Below are 17773 nucleotides of genomic sequence, written 5' to 3' on the forward strand. Positions count from 1 at the left end.
TCGGGACAGTAACGAAATGATGGACCTATACGACAGTCAGCGTTCGATGCGGCACATGCGCAAATTGGCGATCCAACGCGGGGTGGTCGCCATTTTGGATGTGGGCAGCTCCAAGATCGCCTGTCTGGTGCTGCGCTTTGACGGTGCGGGGCTTGATAGCGACAGCGGCGACATCGGGTCCTTGGCCGGGCAGTCGGGGTTCCGGGTTATCGGGGCGGCGACCACCCGCTCACGCGGGGTCCGCTTTGGTGAGATTTGCGCCATGGGCGAGACTGAGCGCGCGATCCGCACCGCGCTTCAGGCCGCGCAGAAAATGGCCGGCATCCGCGTCGATCACGTCATCGCCTGTTTCTCGGGCGGGGAGCCGCGCAGCTATGGGCTCGACGCCTCGGTCGAGTTGGAGGGGCAATCGGTCTCGGAGCAAGACGTGGCGCGGGTGCTGGCGGGCTGCGACGTGCCGGAATATGGCGAGGGCCGCGAGGTGCTGCACGCCCAGCCGGTGAACTTCGCGCTGGATCACCGCAGCGGTCTGGCCGACCCGCGCGGCCAGTTGGGCAACAGCCTGTCCGTGGACATGCATATGCTGACCGTCGACGCCGATACGGTGCAGCATCTGGCCCATTGCATCAAACGCTGTGATCTGGAACTGGCCGGGATCGCCTCATCTTCCTATGCCTCGGGCATCTCGGCGCTGGTCGAGGATGAGCAGGAGCTCGGTGCCGCCTGTATCGACTTTGGCGGTGGCACCACCGGCCTGTCGATCTTTATCAAAAAACATATGATCTATGCCGATACGGTGCAGATGGGCGGGGATCACGTCACCTCCGACATCTCGATGGGTCTGCAAGTGCCGATGGCCAATGCCGAGCGGATCAAGACCTTCTACGGCGGGGTGCATGCCACCGGCATGGACGACCGCGACATGATCGAGATCGGCGGCGAGACCGGTGATTACGAACACGACCGTCGCACCGCCAGCCGGGCGGAGTTGATCGGCATCATGCGCCCCCGTGTCGAAGAGATCCTCGAAGAGGTCCGCGTTCGGCTGGATGCCGCCGGTTTCGACCACTTGCCAAGCCAACAGATTGTGCTTACCGGGGCGGGCAGTCAGATACCGGGCCTTGACGGGTTGGCCAGCAAGATCCTTGGCCAACAGGTCCGTCTGGGGCGTCCGCTGCGCGTGCATGGGCTGCCGCAGGCCGCGACCGGGCCGGGCTTCGCCTCTGCCGTGGGGCTTGCGCTGTTCGCGGCGCATCCACAGGACGAATGGTGGGATTTCGACATTCCCGCTGATCGCTACCCCTCCCGCTCGCTCAAACGCGCGGTGAAATGGTTTAGAGACAACTGGTGACCCCAATATCGGGTGAGAAGCCCGAGATGAGGCGGAAACTGGCAAGTTTCTGCCCATATTTAGCGTCAAAACGATGTTTTTTAGGTGACGATGCGGCCCTAGCCCGGTAGGGTCGGGTAAATTTGGTCGAAAAACTCCCGCAGAACGCGGATAACTGGACAGGCGGACAGCACATGACACTCAACCTTTCAATGCCAGGACATGATGATCTGAAACCCCGTATCACCGTCTTCGGTGTTGGCGGGGCAGGCGGCAACGCGGTCAATAACATGATCGAAAAGCAACTTGACGGTGTTGATTTCGTCGTGGCCAACACTGACGCACAGGCGCTGCAACAGGCGCAGGCCGAGAACCGCGTGCAACTGGGCATCAAAGTGACCGAAGGTCTGGGTGCGGGCGCGCGTGCCTCTGTCGGCGCTGCCGCTGCCGAAGAGAGCATTGAGCAGATCGTCGACCACCTTGCCGGCGCGCATATGTGCTTCATCACCGCCGGCATGGGCGGCGGCACCGGCACCGGTGCGGCCCCGATCATCGCGCAGGCCGCGCGTGAACTGGGCGTGCTGACCGTCGGCGTCGTGACCAAGCCCTTCCAATTCGAAGGCGCCAAGCGCATGCGTCAGGCCGAAGACGGTGTTGAGACGCTGCAAAAGGTCGTCGACACGCTGATCATCATTCCGAACCAGAACCTCTTCCGTCTGGCGAACGAAAAGACCACCTTCACCGAAGCCTTCTCGCTTGCCGATGACGTGCTGTACCAAGGTGTGAAGGGCGTGACCGACCTGATGGTCCGTCCGGGTCTCATCAACCTCGACTTCGCCGATGTCCGCGCCGTGATGGACGAGATGGGCAAGGCGATGATGGGAACGGGCGAGGCCGAGGGCGAAGATCGCGCCATCCAAGCTGCCGAGAAAGCCATCGCCAACCCGCTGCTGGACGAAATCAGCCTGCGCGGTGCCAAGGGCGTGCTCATCAACATCACCGGCGGTCAGGACCTTACCCTGTTCGAACTCGACGAAGCGGCCAACCGTATTCGCGAGGAAGTGGACCCCGAGGCGAACATCATCGTCGGCTCCACGCTGGACGAAAGCCTTGGTGGCCTGATGCGCGTCAGCGTTGTCGCCACCGGCATCGACGCCACCGATGTGAACACCGAAATCCCGGTCCCGCGCCGCTCCATGAGCCAGCCTTTGCGTCAGAACGTATCGGTTGACGATGTGGCACAGGTTTCCGCCGCGCAGGCACCGGTTGCTGCCTCCGTGGCCGCCGAAGCGCCGCAGGAAGTCGAACAGGCCGCCCTGTTCCAAGACCTCCAGCCGACACAGCGTGAGCAGGACCAGTATGAGGACGAGAACGTTGTCGAAGATGACGACGGTCTGCCCGCACCGGCCTACCAGCCCGAAGTGGCCGCATTCGAGCCGCGTCAGGAAGAGAACATCGAAGCCGAACCCGAAGCCTTCGTCGCACCGCGCGCGCCGACACCCGGCACACCGTCCCCCGAAGCGCTGGCCCGCCTGCGCGCCGCTGCCCAAAAAGCAGCGCCCGAGCAGCACCGTCAGGCTCAGCAGCAGCAGGGTGAGCAGGGCGACAAGGGCCGTTTCGGCATCAACTCCCTGATCAACCGGATGACCGGCCACGCCGAAGGCGAGGCGCAAGCCCGCCCCGCGCGTCAGCAGCCGCCGGTGCAAACCCGCGCCTCTGCCGCCGCGCCGCAGCCGCAGGAAAACAACGATCCCGATCAAGAACGCATCGAAATCCCCGCGTTCCTGCGCCGTCAGGCCAACTGAACCGATCACGATGAATGACGAAAGGGCTGCCTTAGGGTGGCCCTTTTTCGTGTAATAACAATGCCTTGCCTCCGGGTAAGCGCAGCCGTGCTCAAATGTTGCAGTGATGTTTCAGACCGTTGCAAAGATTGAGTTGAGCAAAACGAACCCGCCCCTTAATCCAGAGTTCAACACACAAGAAGATGTTCGAAGCTTGAGGATGACCCGGTGCAGACAACGATCAAATCAGCGGTAAGTTTTACTGGCACAGGCCTGCACTCCGGTCTGCCTGCGACGGTGACACTGCGCCCGGCGTCGGCCCATCACGGCATCTGGTTCTCGCGCAGCGATGTGGCGGTCGGTGACCGTCTGATCCCTGCCCGCTGGGACGCGGTGAACCGCTCGCCGCTCTGCACCAAGCTGGAAAACCCCACCGGCCTGTCGATCTCGACCGTCGAGCATCTGATGGCCGCCGTGGCGGGCTGTGGCATCCACAACCTTTTGATTGAGATCGACGGCCCCGAAGTGCCGATCCTCGATGGTTCCTCCGTGCCTTTCGTGCGCGGCATCATTCAGCGCGGTCTGCGCCAGCTTGCAGCCCCCGTGATGGCCTTCGAAGTGCTGAAAACCATCACCGTGCAGGATGGCGACGCGGTCGCGACCATTTCTCCCGCGGATACGCTGCGCATCGACTTTGAGATCGACTTTGCCGATGCCGCCATCGGCCAGCAGCGCAAGTCGCTGGTGATGAACAACGGCTCCTTCGCGCGTGAACTCTGCGACAGCCGCACCTTCTGCCGTCAGGCGGATGTCGAGGCGATGCAGGCCAATGGTCTGGCGCTTGGTGGCGAAGCGGGTGAGAACGCGGTGGTTTTCGACGGCGATGCCGTCGTCAGCCCCGGTGGCCTGCGCCACGCGGATGAACCTGTGCGCCACAAGATGCTCGACGCGCTCGGCGATCTGGCGTTGGCCGGGGCACCGCTTTTGGGCCATTACGAAGGCAAACGCGCGGGCCATTCGCTGACCAACACGCTGCTGCGCGCGCTCTTTGCCACGCCGGACGCCGTGCGTCTGGTGGCCTGCGATGCGGCGCAAACGGCGCGGCTGCCCGGCTCCGGCCTGATCTGGGACGAAATCCCGCAGGTTGCCTGATCACGGGACAGGGGAACAGCACCGGGAAGCGCAGGGCGCTTAGGCGGCGAAGTGCCATTGAACGCCCTGCCAATGCCTTGTATTCACTAAGCCGAAGTGACAAGCCTGACCCAGCGATGCGCCGCCGCGCAGCCGCCTGCGGACGGGGGCGGAATGGGCGTTTTGCAACGCAGTTTATTGTGCTAGTCACATGCGCAAGAGGGTCAAAGACCATGGGTTGGACGATGCAAGAGGTGCGGGCATGACGGTAGCGGGATCGCGCAAGCGGACGATCAGTGCGGTGCTTCTGGTCGCGACATTGGCAGCCTGCGGCGGTGGTGACGGACGCTCTGACGGGAACTTTTTCAACCCGCAGGAAATCCCGCTTGAAACCTATTCGGCCGAGCAGATTTTCGAGCGTGGCGAATATGAGCTGACCAACAACAACCCCGGCGAAGCGGCATTTTATTTCGCCGAGATCGAGCGTCTCTATCCCTATTCCGAATGGGCCAAACGCGCCCTGATCATGCAGGCTTTCGCCTATCACAAGGATCAGGACTATCCCAACAGCCGCTCTGCCGCGCAGCGCTTCATTGATTTCTACCCCGCCGATGACGATGCCGCCTATGCGCAGTACCTCTTGGCGCTGAGCTATTACGATCAGATCGACGAAGTGGGCCGCGACCAAGGGCTGACCTTCCAAGCGTTGCAATCCCTGCGCGCCGTGATCGAAGGCTACCCGGACAGCGAATATGCCCGCTCCGCGATTCTGAAATTCGACCTCGCCTTCGACCATCTGGCGGGCAAGGAGATGGAGATCGGCCGCTACTACCTGCGCCGCGATCACTATACCGCCGCGATCAATCGCTTCCGCGTCGTGGTCGAGGATTTCCAGACCACCACCCACACCGCCGAAGCGCTGCACCGTCTGGTCGAAGCCTATCTGTCGCTCGGCCTGAACCATGAGGCGCAGACGGCGGGGGCCATCCTTGGCCACAACTACCGGGGCTCCGAGTGGTATGAGGACAGCTACAAACTGCTGACCGGGCGCGGCCTTGAGCCCGCCTTCTACAAAGACAATTGGCTGGGTGCAGCCTATCGCCAGACCATCAAGGGCGAGTGGCTATAAGGGGGGTGGGGTCGCCCATCCAACGGTTCTAGATGCTGCGCGGACTTGATATTTCGGACATGCTGATCATCGACCGGCTGGAGCTTGGCTTCCAGCCGGGGCTGAACGTGCTGACCGGCGAGACCGGCGCGGGCAAGTCCATCCTTTTGGATTCGCTCGGCTTTGTTCTGGGCTGGCGCGGTCGTGCCGATCTGGTGCGCCAAGGGGCCGAACAGGGTGAGGTGACCGCTTGGTTCGATCTGCCGCCCGGCCATCCGGCCCATGCGGTGCTGGAAGAGGCGGGATTGCCCGCCTGGGATGAGTTGATCCTGCGGCGCATCAACACTTCCGATGGGCGCAAGACCGCTTGGGTCAACGACCGCCGCTGCTCGGGCGAGGTGCTGCGGCGCCTGTCGGAGACATTGGTGGAACTGCACGGCCAGCATGATGACCGCGGCCTGCTCAACCCGCGCGGCCATCGTGCCATTTTGGACGATTACGCCGGGAATGCCCGGGCGATTGCCAAGGTGCGCGAGGCGTGGAATGCCCTCGGGGCCGCGCGCAAAGCCGCCGCCGCCGCTGCCGCCGAACGCGAGGCCATTGCCGCCGAGGAAGAGTTCCTGCGTCACGCCGTGGCTGAGTTGGACAAGCTCGACCCTGAAGCGGGGGAGGAGGCCACCCTCGACATCCGCCGTCGCCAGATGCAGGGGGCCGAGAAAATTCGCCGCGATGTGGTCAACGCTTATGAGTTGTTGGGCCAAGGCGGGGCAGAGACCGCCATGGGCGACGCGCTGCGCTGGCTCGACGGGGTGGCCGACAAGGCCGAAGGCGCGCTGGAGGGCCCGCTCGCCGCGCTAAACCGCGCCATGGTGGAACTGGACGAGGCCATGTCCGGCGTGGCCGATGCGATCGACGGCATGTCGTTCGACCCCTATGAGTTGGAAGCCTGCGAAGAGCGGCTCTTTGCGATCCGCGGCCTTGCACGCAAACATGACGTGCAGCCCGATGAGCTGGCCGGTTTCGCCGACACGCTGCGCGCCAAACTCGATGCGCTCGATGCGGGCGAAGCGGCGCAGGAGGGGCTGGAGAAAGCCGTCTGCGATGCGCAGGCGCTTTACGACGAAAGGGCCACCGCGCTGACCGAGAAGCGCCGCAAGGCCGCCGCCAAGCTCGACAAATCCGTGGCGGCAGAGCTTGCCCCGCTCAAGATGGAACGCGCAGTGTTCCAGACGCAATTGACCGAGGAACCCGCAGGCCCCGAGGGGCGCGATGCGGTCTCCTTTACCGTCGCCACGAACCCGGGCGCACCTGCCGGTCCCTTGGGCAAGATCGCCTCGGGCGGGGAACTCAGCCGGTTCCTCTTGGCGCTGAAGGTTTGCCTTACCCAGACCCAATCCGGCCTCACCCTGATCTTTGACGAGATCGACCGTGGGGTAGGGGGCGCCACCGCCGATGCCGTGGGCCGCCGCCTGAAGGCGCTGGCCGCCGAGGGTCAGGTCTTGGTCGTCACCCATTCGCCGCAGGTCGCAGCCCTTGGCGCGCATCACTGGCGCGTGGCGAAATCGGTGACCAAGGGCATGACCACCTCCACCGTCACCCCCCTTGCCGCCGAAGAGCGCGTTGATGAAGTCGCCCGAATGCTCGCGGGCGATACGATTACAGATGCGGCCCGTGCGGCGGCGGAGGCATTGCTCAACGGGCAACAGGGCGCGACGACTTCTTAAATGGCGGTTTTACCCAAGGTCAGCTTGCCCTAGACAGAAAGGGTTCAACTGGTCTTAGTCCCATGCCTTCGCAAGATAACGCTTTCTTTTCCCAACAACTTCAGCAGGCGCTTGGCGGCTGCAAACAGGGCTGGACGGTGCTGCGCACCCGCGGACCGGGGAAGGTGACATTCTGGTTTATCGCGCTGCTGGTGGGCATCGCCGCGGGCTTTGCCGCCCTGTTCTTTCGCAAGGGGATCAACTGGTTGCAGGCCACGCTTTACGGTACGGACGATGTGCAATTCCTGCACAGCTTCCTTGCCGGGCTGCCGTGGTATTGGGTGGTGCTGATTCCGACCTTGGGCGGGTTGCTTGTGGGGTTGATCCTGCACCGTTTCACTCGCGACGGGCGCGCGCGCAGCGTGGGCGATGTGATCCTCGGCGCCGCCATGCACGACGGACGGGTCGAGACGCGCGCCGGGGTGGCCTCGGCGATGGCTTCGCTCATCACCCTGTCGACAGGCGGCTCCTCGGGCCGCGAAGGGCCGGTGGTGCATCTCGCCGCCGTGATCTCGACCAAGGTCAGCCGCTTTATCAAGGCCGATGGGATCACCGGGCGGGATCTGTTGGGCTGCGCCGTGGCGGCGGCGGTCTCGGCCAGCTTCAACGCCCCCATCGCTGGCGCGCTTTTCGCCCTCGAAGTGGTGCTGCGCCACTTTGCAGTCCACGCCTTCGCCCCCATCGTCATCGCCTCCGCAGCAGGCACGGTGATCAACCGGCTGGAGTTCGGTGGGCTGACAGAGTTCGTCCTACCGGGCCTTGGCGACGTGCAATTCTACGTCGAACTGCCCGCCTTCCTGCTTTTGGGGCTGACCTGCGGTCTGGTGTCGGTCGTGCTGATGCGCGCGATCTTCTGGGCCGAGGATTTCGGCAACTACCTGCAAGCGCGCACCGGTCTTGCCCGTTGGTTGCGCCCGGCGGTGGCGGGGGCGATCCTTGGCGTCATCGCGCTCTGGTTCCCGCATATCATCGGCGTGGGCTATGAGACGACCTCTCGCGCGCTGGTGGGCGAGCTGGTGCTGCATGAGGCGATCATCTTTGCCGTGCTCAAGGTCGCCGCCGTGGCGATCACGCTAGGCGGGCGCATGGGCGGCGGGGTGTTCTCGCCCTCGCTGATGCTCGGCGCCTTGACCGGGCTTGGCTTTGGGATCATCGCCACCGGTGTCTTCCCTGAGATCTCCGGCTCCTCCTCGCTCTATGCGCTGGCGGGGATGGGCGCGGTGGCCGCCGCCGTGCTGGGCGCGCCGATCTCGACCACGCTCATCGTTTTCGAGATGACCGGCGATTGGCAGACCGGTCTCGCGGTGATGGTCGCCGTTAGCATGTCGACCGCGCTGGCCTCCCGGCTGGTCGACCGGTCCTTCTTCCTCACCCAGATGGAGCGGCGCGGCATCCATCTGGCCGCAGGTCCGCAGGCCTATCTGCTCTCGATGTTCATGGTGGGCCGTATCATGCGCCGCCCGGATGATGAAGACGCGGCGGCGGAAGACGCCTGTTGGGATTTGATCGACAAGGGCACCTATATCGACGGCAGCGCCACGCTAGAGGCCGCTTTGCCGCTGTTCGACCAGACCCATTCCAATTTCATACCGGTGGTCACCCTCAGCGCGGATGCGCCGCCCGAACTGCTGGGCGCGCTGTTCCATGTCGATGCGCTGAAAGCCTATAACCGCGCCCTCGCCGCCACGGCGGCAGAGGAGCATTCCTGAGCCGCGCTCAGATCCGTTCGATGGCGATCTCTTCCATCGGGTTGAAAGCCAAATAGCCCTTAATCTCGGACACATCGGCTTTCGGATTTTCATAAGACCAGACGGCGTCTTGCAAGGTCCGGCTCTTGGTCACCACCGAGAAATAGGTCGCATCGCCCTTATGCGGGCAATGGCTGGTCTTATCGGTGCCATCAAGGAAAGCCATGGCGATGTCGCCACGCGGGAAATAGATCACCGGCGGATAGTCCCCCTCGCGCAGTTCCAGCGCGCCCGTGGACTCGCCCAATACGGCTCCGCCAGCGCGAACAACCCATGTGCCCTCAGCCGGAGTAATCTTGATATGGTCGGCCATGCCGTACCCCCCTTTACTTAAATCGGACGCTCACAGGGGCGCCGTTGCCGCATCCAACCACAGTTTTGTAACAGGTGATACCCGCGGCCCGATCTTTTCCGCCACGTCGCGGTGATAGGCGTTCAGCCAGTCCCGCGCCTCGGGGCTGAGCGCCGCCACATCAATCAAACGCCGATCAATCGGCACCAGCGTCAGCGTGCGCCAATCAAGCATCTTGCGATGCGCATCACCGCCGGGCAGGGCGGGGGCCTCTTGCACCACCAACAGGTTCTCGATCCGAATGCCAAAGGCCCCCTCGCGGTAATAGCCCGGCTCATTGCTAAGGATCATACCCGGTTGCAACGGCACATGGCTCATCCGGCTCAGCCGCTGCGGCCCCTCATGGACCGACAGATAGGCGCCCACCCCATGGCCCAAACCGTGATCGAAATCCTGCCCCGCCATCCAAAGCGGCAAACGGCCCAGCATCTCGATATCCCGCCCCGCGAGCCCGCGCGGCCAGCGCAAACGGCTCATGGCGATCATCCCCGAAAGCACCCGCGTGAAGGCCGCGCGCGCCTCCGGATCGGGGCCGCCGATGGCGATGGTGCGGGTGATATCGGTGGTGCCGTCCAGATACTGACCGCCGCTGTCGAGCACCAAAAGATGCCCCTCCTGCAAAACAGTATCGGTCTCTTCATTCACCCGGTAATGGATGATCGCCCCATTCGGCCCGGTGCCCGAGATCGTCTCGAAACTGATGTCGCGCAGCGCAGGGTCGCGGCGGCGCAGAGCTTCCAACTGCTGCACCACCTGCGTCTCGGTGACCGTGCCGGGCGCCTGCGCATCCAGCCAGGTGAGCAGTTCGACCATCGCGGCACCATCGCGCAAATGCGCCTCAGCCGCCCCTGCAATCTCGGCGTCATTCTTGCAGGCTTTGGGCAAGGCGCAGGGGTCTTCACCAGCCTGCGCCCGATCCCCCAGCAAATCCGCGAACAACAACGGTGCCGACTGCCGATCAAGCCGCACCGGCCCTTCCAGCGCGCGCAGGTAATCGGGCAACCCCTCAGGATCCCGCTGTACCACCTCTGGCCCCAGATGGTCCTCCACATTCACAAGCTTCTCAGCCGCCATGAACAGATCGACCCGCGCATCGTCATGCAATACGGCAAAACCATGGGCCACCGGGTTGCGCGGAATGTCCTGCCCGCGAATGTTCAGCAACCAATTGTGGCTGTCGGGCAGGGTTATCAATGCCGCCTTCTGCCCCGCCGCGCGCAAATCCGCGGCCAAACGCCGGCGCTTGGCCTCATGGCTTTCCCCTGCAAAACGCTCAGGATGCGCCGCCACCTTGCCTATCGGGGCATCGGGCTGGTCTTCCCAAATACGGTCGACCATATTCGAGACGCGCCGCATCTCGATGCCGGACCCTGCCAAGGCCTCGAACAAAAGATCCATCTGCGCGGGCGTATGCAACATCGGATCGAAACCAACCACACCGCCCTCGGGCAATTGATCCTTCAGCCAATCGGCCAAAGACACCTCGGGCCAAGGCACCGGGGTAAAGACATCCGCAACCTGCGCTTTGACCTGCGTCCGATAGCGCCCGTCGATGAAAACCCCCGCCACATCGCGCAGCGCCGCACAGAACCCGGCAGAGCCGGTGAACCCCGTCAGCCAAGCCAGCCGATCATCCCGCGGGGCAACATACTCACCCTGATGCGCATCGGCGCGCGGCACGAGAAACCCGTCCAAGCCCGCCGCCTGCAACTCCGCCCGCAGCGCCGCCAAACGCGGGGGACCCTGTTCCGGACGCGCGGTGACCTCGAAACTCTGGAACACGCGGCCCCTCCTTCATCCTTTTTCAAATACCGATCCGACGGTTCAGCCCACGCGGCGCATGCCCATGACACGCGCCCGTTTCCGCGGATCGCTGTCAAACAGCGCTGCAAGCTGTTCCGTCATCGCCCCGGCAAGCTGATCCACATCTGTGATCGTGACGGCGCGGTCGTAATAACGCGTGACATCATGGCCAATCCCGATCGCCAAAAGCTCGACCGCGCGGCGTTTCTCGACCATGGCGATCACGTCGCGCAGGTGTTTTTCCAGATAGTTGGCCGGGTTTACCGACAGGGTGCTGTCATCCACCGGCGCGCCGTCGGAAATTACCATGAGGATCTTGCGCGCCTCATGCCGGGCCAGCATCCGCCGGTGGGCCCATTCCAGCGCCTCACCGTCGATATTCTCTTTCAGCAGACCCTCTTTCATCATCAGACCCAAGTGGTCGCGCGTCCGGCGCCACGGGGCGGCGGCGCTTTTGTAGATGATGTGGCGCAGATCGTTCAGCCGACCGGGCTGCGCGGGGCGGCCATCGTTAAGCCACGCCTCGCGGGCCTGTCCGCCCTTCCAGGCGCGGGTGGTAAAGCCGAGGATCTCGACCTTGACGTTGCAGCGCTCCAGCGTGCGGGCGAGCACGTCGGCGCAGATCGCGGCGATGGAGATCGGGCGGCCCCGCATGGAGCCGGAGTTGTCCAAGAGCAGCGTCACCACGGTGTCGCGGAACTCGGTGTCCTTTTCGATCTTGAAGCTGAGCGGCGTGGTTGGGTTGGCCACCACCCGCGCCAGACGGCCCGCGTCCAACGTGCCCTCTTCGAGGTCGAATTCCCACGAGCGGTTTTGCTGCGCTTGCAAGCGGCGCTGCAACTTATTCGCCAGACGGCCCACAGCGCCTTTCAGCGGCTCTAGCTGCTGATCCAAATAAGCGCGCAGGCGTTCCAATTCGATCGGCTCGGCCAGTTCCTCGGCCCCGATCACCTCGTCATGCTCGCCCTGATAGACACGGTATTCCGGGTCGGCGTCCGAGACGGGCGGCGGCGGCGGCGGGTCCATCGGCGCGTCGCCCTCGGGCATCTCCGCCTCGTCGCCTAGCTCCTGATCGGCCTCGTCATCCATCGAGACCTGCGCCTGACTTTCGTCCTGCTGTTGCTCTTGGCTGTTTTCGGGGGTGCCTTCGGCCTCTTCCTCGTCCTGATCGTCTTGGCCGGTGCTGTCGGGATCCTGCTCCTCTTCGGTGCCCTCTTCGGCCTGATCCTCTTGATCCTCGTCTTGGCTGTCGGGATCGTCGCCCAACTGATCGCCATAGCCGAGGTCCGAGATCATCTTGCGGGCCAGCCGCGCGAAATCCGCCTGATCGGCAAGGCTGCCGTCGATCCCTTCGAGCGTGCCGCCCGCCTGATCTTCGATAAAGCCGCGCCAGAGTTCCATGGCGTTCTCGGCCCCTGCGGGCAGATCCCGCCCGGTGGCCAGATGCCGCACCATATAGCCCGCCGCGACCGAGAGCGGCACGTCGCTGGCCTGTTTGGCCTGATCGTAGCCGCGGCGCAGGGCTTCATGCTTGATCTTGACGTCGATGTTGCCGGCGGTGCCGGGCATGTCGCGCGCGCCCATGGCCTCGCAGCGTGCGGTCTCCATCGCCTCGTAAAGCTCGCGCGCCATGTCGCCTTGGGGCGCATAACGGGCGTGGGTCGCGGCATCGTGGTAGCGGCGGTTCAGCGCCAGCGCATCGGCTGTGCCGCGCGCCAGCAGCACCTCTTCGCGGGTCATCCGGCGGCTCACTTGCGGCAGGCGCATCGCGTCGCCCGAAAGCCCCGAGGGGTCGACCGAGTAGCTGACCGTCAGCTCGGCGTCATCGGCCATGACCTTGGTCGCCTCGGCCAGCGCCTTTTTGAACGCGTCAGCGGGGTTATCGCTTTGTTTACTCATGCCGGTCCCCTTGTCTGTCAGGCAGGCGCGCGTCTGGGAAGGGCAGGGCGCCTTTGCGTGCCGAAACGCGTCCTGCAGGGCGGCGGGCGAACCCGCCGGGGCGGCTTAGCCCAAACTCAGGCTGGCCGCGCTTTCGGGCAGTTCCTCATCGAACAAACGCTGATAGAATTCGGCCACGGTCTGGCGCTCAAGCTCGTCGCACTTGTTGAGGAAGGACAGCCGGAAGGCATAGCCCACATTGCGGAAGATCTCGGCGTTCTGCGCCCATGCGATCACGGTGCGCGGGCTCATCACGGTCGAGAGCTCGCCGTTCATGAAGGCGGTCCGCGTGAGGTCTGCCACGGTGACCATCTGCTTGAGGGTCTTGCGGCCCTTTTCGGTGTTGTAATGCGGGTTCTTGGCCAGCACGATCGCGGTCTCGGCGTCGATGCTGAGGTAATTCAGCGTGGCGACAAGGCTCCAACGGTCCATCTGCGCTTGGTTGATCTGCTGGGTGCCGTGGTAAAGGCCGGTGGTGTCGCCCAAGCCCACGGTGTTCGCGGTGGCGAAGAGGCGGAAATAGGGGTGCGGGGTGATGATCTCGTTCTGATCCATCAGCGTGAGCTTGCCGTCATGCTCCAGCACGCGCTGGATCACGAACATCACATCGGCGCGGCCCGCGTCGTATTCGTCAAAGACAATCGCGGTCGGGTTGCGCAGCGCCCAAGGCAGGATGCCTTCGTGGAATTCAGTGACCTGTTTGCCATCGCGCAGTTTGATGGCGTCTTTGCCGATCAGGTCGATCCGGCTGATGTGGCTGTCGAGGTTGACGCGCACGGTGGGCCAGTTCAGCAGGGCGGCGACCTGTTCGATATGGGTCGATTTGCCCGTGCCGTGGTAGCCTTGGATCATGACGCGGCGGTTGTGGCTAAAGCCTGCGAGGATCGCCAGCGTGGTGTCAGGGTCGAACTTATAGGTGCTGTCGATGTCCGGCACGCGGCTGGTGCGCTGCGGGAAGCCCTTGACGACCATATCGGTGTCGATGCCAAAGACATCGCGCACCGAGACCTCTTCGGTGGGTTTCATGTCATGTTCCAGTGCACCGTCGGCCATCGCTCGTCATCCTTTTCCTTAGGCGCGCGGTCGGGGCCGCGCGCGTATCTGGTGCAACATATCGTGCATATCCGCAAGGGGAAGGGGGCAACTGGCATTATCCGCAACCGGCCGTTGGTCCGGTCGCGGGATCAGTCCTTGAAGTTGCGGCTGCCCTTGATCTGGTCCCATGCCCAGACGACCAGTTGCAACTGCTCTTCCTGACTGCGGTCGCCGCCGTTCATATCGGGGTGCAGCACCTTGATTAGCGCTTTGTAGGCTTTGCGGACCTCGGGCTTTGTCCAAGTGTCCTTGGCCTCGAGAATCTCGATCGCGCGGCGCTCGGTCGGGGGCAGGCGGCGGCCCGCTTGCTGGCCCTTGCCGGGGTTTTGGGTCGCGTTCTTGCCCAAGACCTGATGCGGGTCTTCGATGCCAAGACGGGCCCATGCGCGCTGCTCGGGGTCGCCCAGTGGTTTGGTGGTGCGCTCCCAGACCTTGTCCTTGGACATCTGCGCGTTCATCTCGGCCTCGGTGGTGCCGTCAAAGAAGCTCCACTTCGCGTTATATTCGCGCACGTGTTTCTGGCAGAACCAGAAGTAGTCATCCAGCACATCGGGCGCTTTGGGCGCGCGGAACTTGCCCGGCTCGTCGCAGCCTTCGTGGTCGCAAATCCGGGTCGAGGTTTCCGACGCACCGGACATGCCGCGGCGGCCGCGGGGGTTTTTCTTTTTGGAGGACGACACGGACATGTCGAATCCGAAGGGATCAGGTTTTGGCATGTGGATAGACCTTTCCGACTCAGGCCGGTCACCATATACCCTGCGTCGCAGGATTGAAGGGGGCCGGGGGTAAAAACATGTCCACAACACAAGAGATTTCGGATCGGCTGGAAGCCGCTTTTGCGCCGCGTGAACTGGAAGTGGTGGATGACAGCGAAAGCCATCGCGGTCATGCCGGATTTCAGGAGGGGGGCGAAAGCCACTTTAACGTGCGCATCCGGTCAGAGCGTTTCAAGGGCCAGAACCGGCTGGCGCGGCACCGGGCGGTGCACAGCGCGTTGGGGCCGAACCTGATGGGGCGCATTCACGCGCTGGCGCTTGACCTGGACGAATAAGCGCCGCTTTAGGGCTTTGTCTTATCGTCGTCTTCGTCGCTGCCTTGCGGCGAATCTTCATCCGCTGAGGGGCCGGACAGAAACGCAGGCGGCGTCGCCGCTTTGGCGGGTTCCTCTTTCGCAGGCGCGTCATCCTCGGGCGTGATAGAGGCGGGCGCATCGGCCTGAAGCGCGGTGTCTTCGCCTTCGATCGTGGCGGCCAAGGCGGGCGTTGCGGCAGCAGTGGCGGGCGGCAGCAGATCGCTATCCTCCTGCTGGCCCGCTGCGGTCGCCAAGCGGCGGAACACCAGCACATTGCGCCATTCCGTGGTGGTCGAGGTCAGGCCCGAGCGCTCTTGCGAAGGCAAAGTCTCTGCCCGCTGGTATTCCCAGCCCTCGGCGGCCTGTTCGTTCAGGCATTCTTCCAAGGTTTTGGCGAAACGCGCTTCGGGGGCTTTCAGACCTTTGGCTTTCTGCCCTTTGCTGGGGGCGGGAAGGATCTTGTATTCGTAGCGCATAGGGGCCTCGGCTGGGTTGGCGACATGAGCCGCGTCAGGTGAGTTTCAGGCGGATTTGCGGCGGATGCCGATGCTGCGACCGGCCTGCGCCGGTTTGGGCAGTTTGGCATGGCTGCGGCGCATCGCGTCAAGACGGGTCAGGATATGGTCCGGCATGGGGGCCACACGCGGGCCGGACTGGTCCACATGCAGCGTCAGCCCCTCGGCGGTGGCGGCAAGCCAGCCGTCGACGTGCCATAGTTCCTGAAAGCTGTGAAATCGCTTCTCGTCATGGTCGAGCAATTGGAAGGTGGTATAGACGCGGTCACCCTTATGCAGTTCGCGCAGGTAGCAGACGTGGAATTCAGCCACATAGGTGGTGCAACCCGTGCGTTGATACTCCGGCCCCAGACCGATTTCGCCATAGGCTTGGTCAACGCCCTGATCGAACAGGACGTTGTAATAGGCCATGTTCAAATGGCCGTTGAAATCGATCCATTCGGGGAGAACCGTCATCTCGCCCGAACAGAAGGGGGCCGGGGTGTCGCTCATTGCTGGGCGAGCTTGCGCGACACGATTTCGTTGACGGCCTTGGGGTTGGCCTTGCCGCCCGTGGCTTTCATCACTTGACCGACGAACCAGCCCGCGAGTTTCGGGTTCTGCTGGGCCTTTTCGACCTGCGCGGGGTTGGCAGCGATGATCTCATCCACCGCCGTTTCAATCGCGCCGGTGTCGGTGACCTGCTTGAGGCCCTCAGTCTCCACGATCTCTTCCGGCTCGCGCCCGGTTGTATAGGCGATTTCAAAGACTTCCTTGGCGATCTTGCCGGAAATCGCATCCGAGGCGATCAGATCGACGATGCTGCCCAATTGCGCCGGGGTAACCGGGCTTTCGGTGATGCCCTTGTCGTCTTTCTTGAGGCGGCCGAAGAGTTCGTTGATGACCCAGTTCGCCGCAGCTTTTCCTCTCTTAACGAGTTCTGATGCCGAAATTGATGGTTTTGAACTAAGGGTGGTCGCTACACCTATGGCATTCGATGGAATTGAACTTTTTGCGTCTTCAGGAACTCCGGCTAAAACAGCTTTCTCAAAGAAATCCGCGCTGTCGAGATCGGCGGTCAGCACGGAGGCGTCGTAGTCCGACAGACCGAAGTCATTGATGAAACGGGATTTCTTTTCGTCCGGCAGTTCGGGCAGATTGGCTTTGATGTCGTCTACCCATGCCTGTTCGATCTCTAGCGGCAGCAAGTCGGGGTCCGGGAAATAGCGGTAGTCATGCGCCTCTTCCTTAGAGCGCATGGAGCGTGTTTCCTGCTTGTCGGGGTCGAAGAGGCGGGTTTCTTGCACAACCTCGCCACCGGCTTCGACAATCGCGATCTGGCGTTTGGCTTCGACTTCGATGGCCTGCTGGATAAAGCGCATGGAGTTCATGTTCTTGATCTCGCAGCGGGTGCCGAGATGCGAGAAGTCCTGCGTTTCCTGATACTTCTCATACTGACCCACACGGCAGACCGAGACGTTGACGTCCGCGCGCATCGCGCCGGACTGCATGTCGCCGTTGCAGGTGCCAAGGTAGCGCATGATCTGGCGCAGTTTGGCGAGATAGGCGGCGGCCTCCTCCGGCCCGCGAATGTCGGGGCGGGAGACGATCTCCATCAGGCAGACGCCGGTGCGGTTCAGGTCGACGAAGGACATGTTCGGGTCCATGTCGTGGATCGACTTGCCCGCGTCCTGTTCCATGTGGATGCGCTCGATCCGCACCAGCCGCGCGGTGCCGTCGCCCAGTTCCACCAGAACTTCGCCTTCGCCCACGATGGGCTCGTAGAGCTGGCTAATCTGGTAGCCCTGCGGCAGGTCGGGGTAGAAGTAGTTCTTGCGGTCGAAGGCGGATTTCAGGTTAATCTCGGCCTTGAGGCCCAGCCCCGTGCGCACCGCCTGTTCGACGCAATATTCGTTGATCACCGGCAGCATCCCGGGCATCGCGGCATCAACGAAGGCCACGTTGCTGTTGGGCTCGGCGCCGAATTTGGTCGAGGCGCCCGAGAAGAGCTTGGCGTTCGACGCGACCTGCGCGTGGACCTCCATCCCGATGACTAGTTCCCAGTCATGTTTGGCACCGGCAATCACGCGCGGTTTCGGGGTGTCGTAACTCAGATCAAGCATCGCGGCCGCCTTCGGTCAATTGGAACTTGGCC

At 63.3% G+C, this 17773-nt stretch carries 15 protein-coding genes; 7 read left to right on the forward strand and 8 right to left on the reverse strand.

The genetic code is table 11. The features are described from left to right. Positions 1 to 16 precede the first annotated feature (16 nt). From ftsA to ACGYK9_RS13740, 6 genes are all read left to right on the forward strand, one after another. Complete coding sequence (gene ftsA, locus ACGYK9_RS13715) at positions 17 to 1351, forward strand: cell division protein FtsA (protein ID WP_394412111.1); 1335 nt, start codon at positions 17 to 19, stop codon at positions 1349 to 1351. A gap of 173 nt (positions 1352 to 1524) precedes the next feature. Then, positions 1525 to 3135 (forward strand): cell division protein FtsZ, encoded by a 1611-nt coding sequence (gene ftsZ / locus ACGYK9_RS13720; protein ID WP_067263259.1) that lies wholly within the window; start codon positions 1525 to 1527, stop codon positions 3133 to 3135. A gap of 207 nt (positions 3136 to 3342) precedes the next feature. Next, positions 3343 to 4266, forward strand: a complete 924-nt coding sequence (gene lpxC, locus ACGYK9_RS13725; protein ID WP_394412114.1) for a UDP-3-O-acyl-N-acetylglucosamine deacetylase — start codon at positions 3343 to 3345, stop codon at positions 4264 to 4266. A 241-nt stretch (positions 4267 to 4507) separates the two neighbouring features. After that, positions 4508 to 5374, forward strand: a complete 867-nt coding sequence (locus tag ACGYK9_RS13730; RefSeq protein WP_067263264.1) for an outer membrane protein assembly factor BamD — start codon at positions 4508 to 4510, stop codon at positions 5372 to 5374. A gap of 32 nt (positions 5375 to 5406) precedes the next feature. Continuing rightward, positions 5407 to 7077, forward strand: coding sequence for a DNA repair protein RecN (gene recN, locus ACGYK9_RS13735; protein WP_394412117.1), 1671 nt, complete (start codon positions 5407 to 5409; stop codon positions 7075 to 7077). Positions 7078 to 7139: 62 nt separating this feature from the next. Further along, the gene (locus tag ACGYK9_RS13740) at positions 7140 to 8825 is read left to right on the forward strand and encodes a chloride channel protein (protein WP_394412120.1); all 1686 of its coding nucleotides are present in this window, start codon (positions 7140 to 7142) and stop codon (positions 8823 to 8825) included. 7 nt (positions 8826 to 8832) lie between these two features. On the opposite strand, the gene ACGYK9_RS13745 is transcribed toward ACGYK9_RS13740, so the two are convergent. The 5 genes from ACGYK9_RS13745 to ACGYK9_RS13765 all read right to left on the reverse strand — a co-directional run bounded on the left by ACGYK9_RS13745 (position 8833) and on the right by ACGYK9_RS13765 (position 14768). Then, the gene (locus ACGYK9_RS13745; protein ID WP_394412123.1) at positions 8833 to 9177 is read right to left on the reverse strand and encodes a DUF427 domain-containing protein; all 345 of its coding nucleotides are present in this window, start codon (positions 9175 to 9177) and stop codon (positions 8833 to 8835) included. Between the two features lie 30 nt (positions 9178 to 9207). Continuing rightward, entirely contained in the window at positions 9208 to 10998 is a 1791-nt protein-coding gene (locus ACGYK9_RS13750) for an aminopeptidase P family protein (protein WP_394412126.1), read from the reverse strand. Positions 10999 to 11040: 42 nt separating this feature from the next. Then, entirely contained in the window at positions 11041 to 12918 is a 1878-nt protein-coding gene (cobT, locus tag ACGYK9_RS13755; protein WP_394412129.1) for a cobaltochelatase subunit CobT, read from the reverse strand. A gap of 105 nt (positions 12919 to 13023) precedes the next feature. Beyond that, positions 13024 to 14010: a cobaltochelatase subunit CobS gene (cobS, locus tag ACGYK9_RS13760; protein WP_067263280.1), complete on the reverse strand. Its 987-nt coding sequence runs from the start codon at positions 14008 to 14010 to the stop codon at positions 13024 to 13026. 131 nt (positions 14011 to 14141) lie between these two features. Next, positions 14142 to 14768, reverse strand: a complete 627-nt coding sequence (locus tag ACGYK9_RS13765) for a J domain-containing protein (protein WP_168612010.1) — start codon at positions 14766 to 14768, stop codon at positions 14142 to 14144. A gap of 77 nt (positions 14769 to 14845) precedes the next feature. Here ACGYK9_RS13765 and ACGYK9_RS13770 point away from each other — a divergent pair, with 77 nt between their 5' ends. After that, the gene (locus ACGYK9_RS13770; protein ID WP_394412133.1) at positions 14846 to 15103 is read left to right on the forward strand and encodes a BolA family protein; all 258 of its coding nucleotides are present in this window, start codon (positions 14846 to 14848) and stop codon (positions 15101 to 15103) included. 8 nt (positions 15104 to 15111) lie between these two features. Here ACGYK9_RS13770 and ACGYK9_RS13775 read toward each other — a convergent pair whose 3' ends face one another. From ACGYK9_RS13775 to gatB, 3 genes are read right to left on the reverse strand one after another with little or no spacing between them, the layout of a single operon-like run. After that, positions 15112 to 15600: a DUF4177 domain-containing protein gene (locus ACGYK9_RS13775; RefSeq protein ID WP_394412136.1), complete on the reverse strand. Its 489-nt coding sequence runs from the start codon at positions 15598 to 15600 to the stop codon at positions 15112 to 15114. Between the two features lie 45 nt (positions 15601 to 15645). Continuing rightward, positions 15646 to 16131 carry a thioesterase family protein gene (locus ACGYK9_RS13780; protein WP_394412139.1) on the reverse strand — a complete coding sequence of 162 codons (486 nt, stop codon included), beginning with the start codon at positions 16129 to 16131 and terminating at the stop codon, positions 15646 to 15648. Continuing rightward, complete coding sequence (gatB, locus tag ACGYK9_RS13785; RefSeq protein ID WP_394412142.1) at positions 16128 to 17741, reverse strand: Asp-tRNA(Asn)/Glu-tRNA(Gln) amidotransferase subunit GatB; 1614 nt, start codon at positions 17739 to 17741, stop codon at positions 16128 to 16130. The genes ACGYK9_RS13780 and gatB overlap by 4 nt, the downstream gene beginning before the upstream one ends. Positions 17742 to 17773: the final 32 nt, after the last annotated feature.

It is taken from the genome of Sulfitobacter sp. 1A15258 (genome assembly GCF_043557045.1).
Lineage (GTDB): Bacteria > Pseudomonadota > Alphaproteobacteria > Rhodobacterales > Rhodobacteraceae > Sulfitobacter > Sulfitobacter faviae.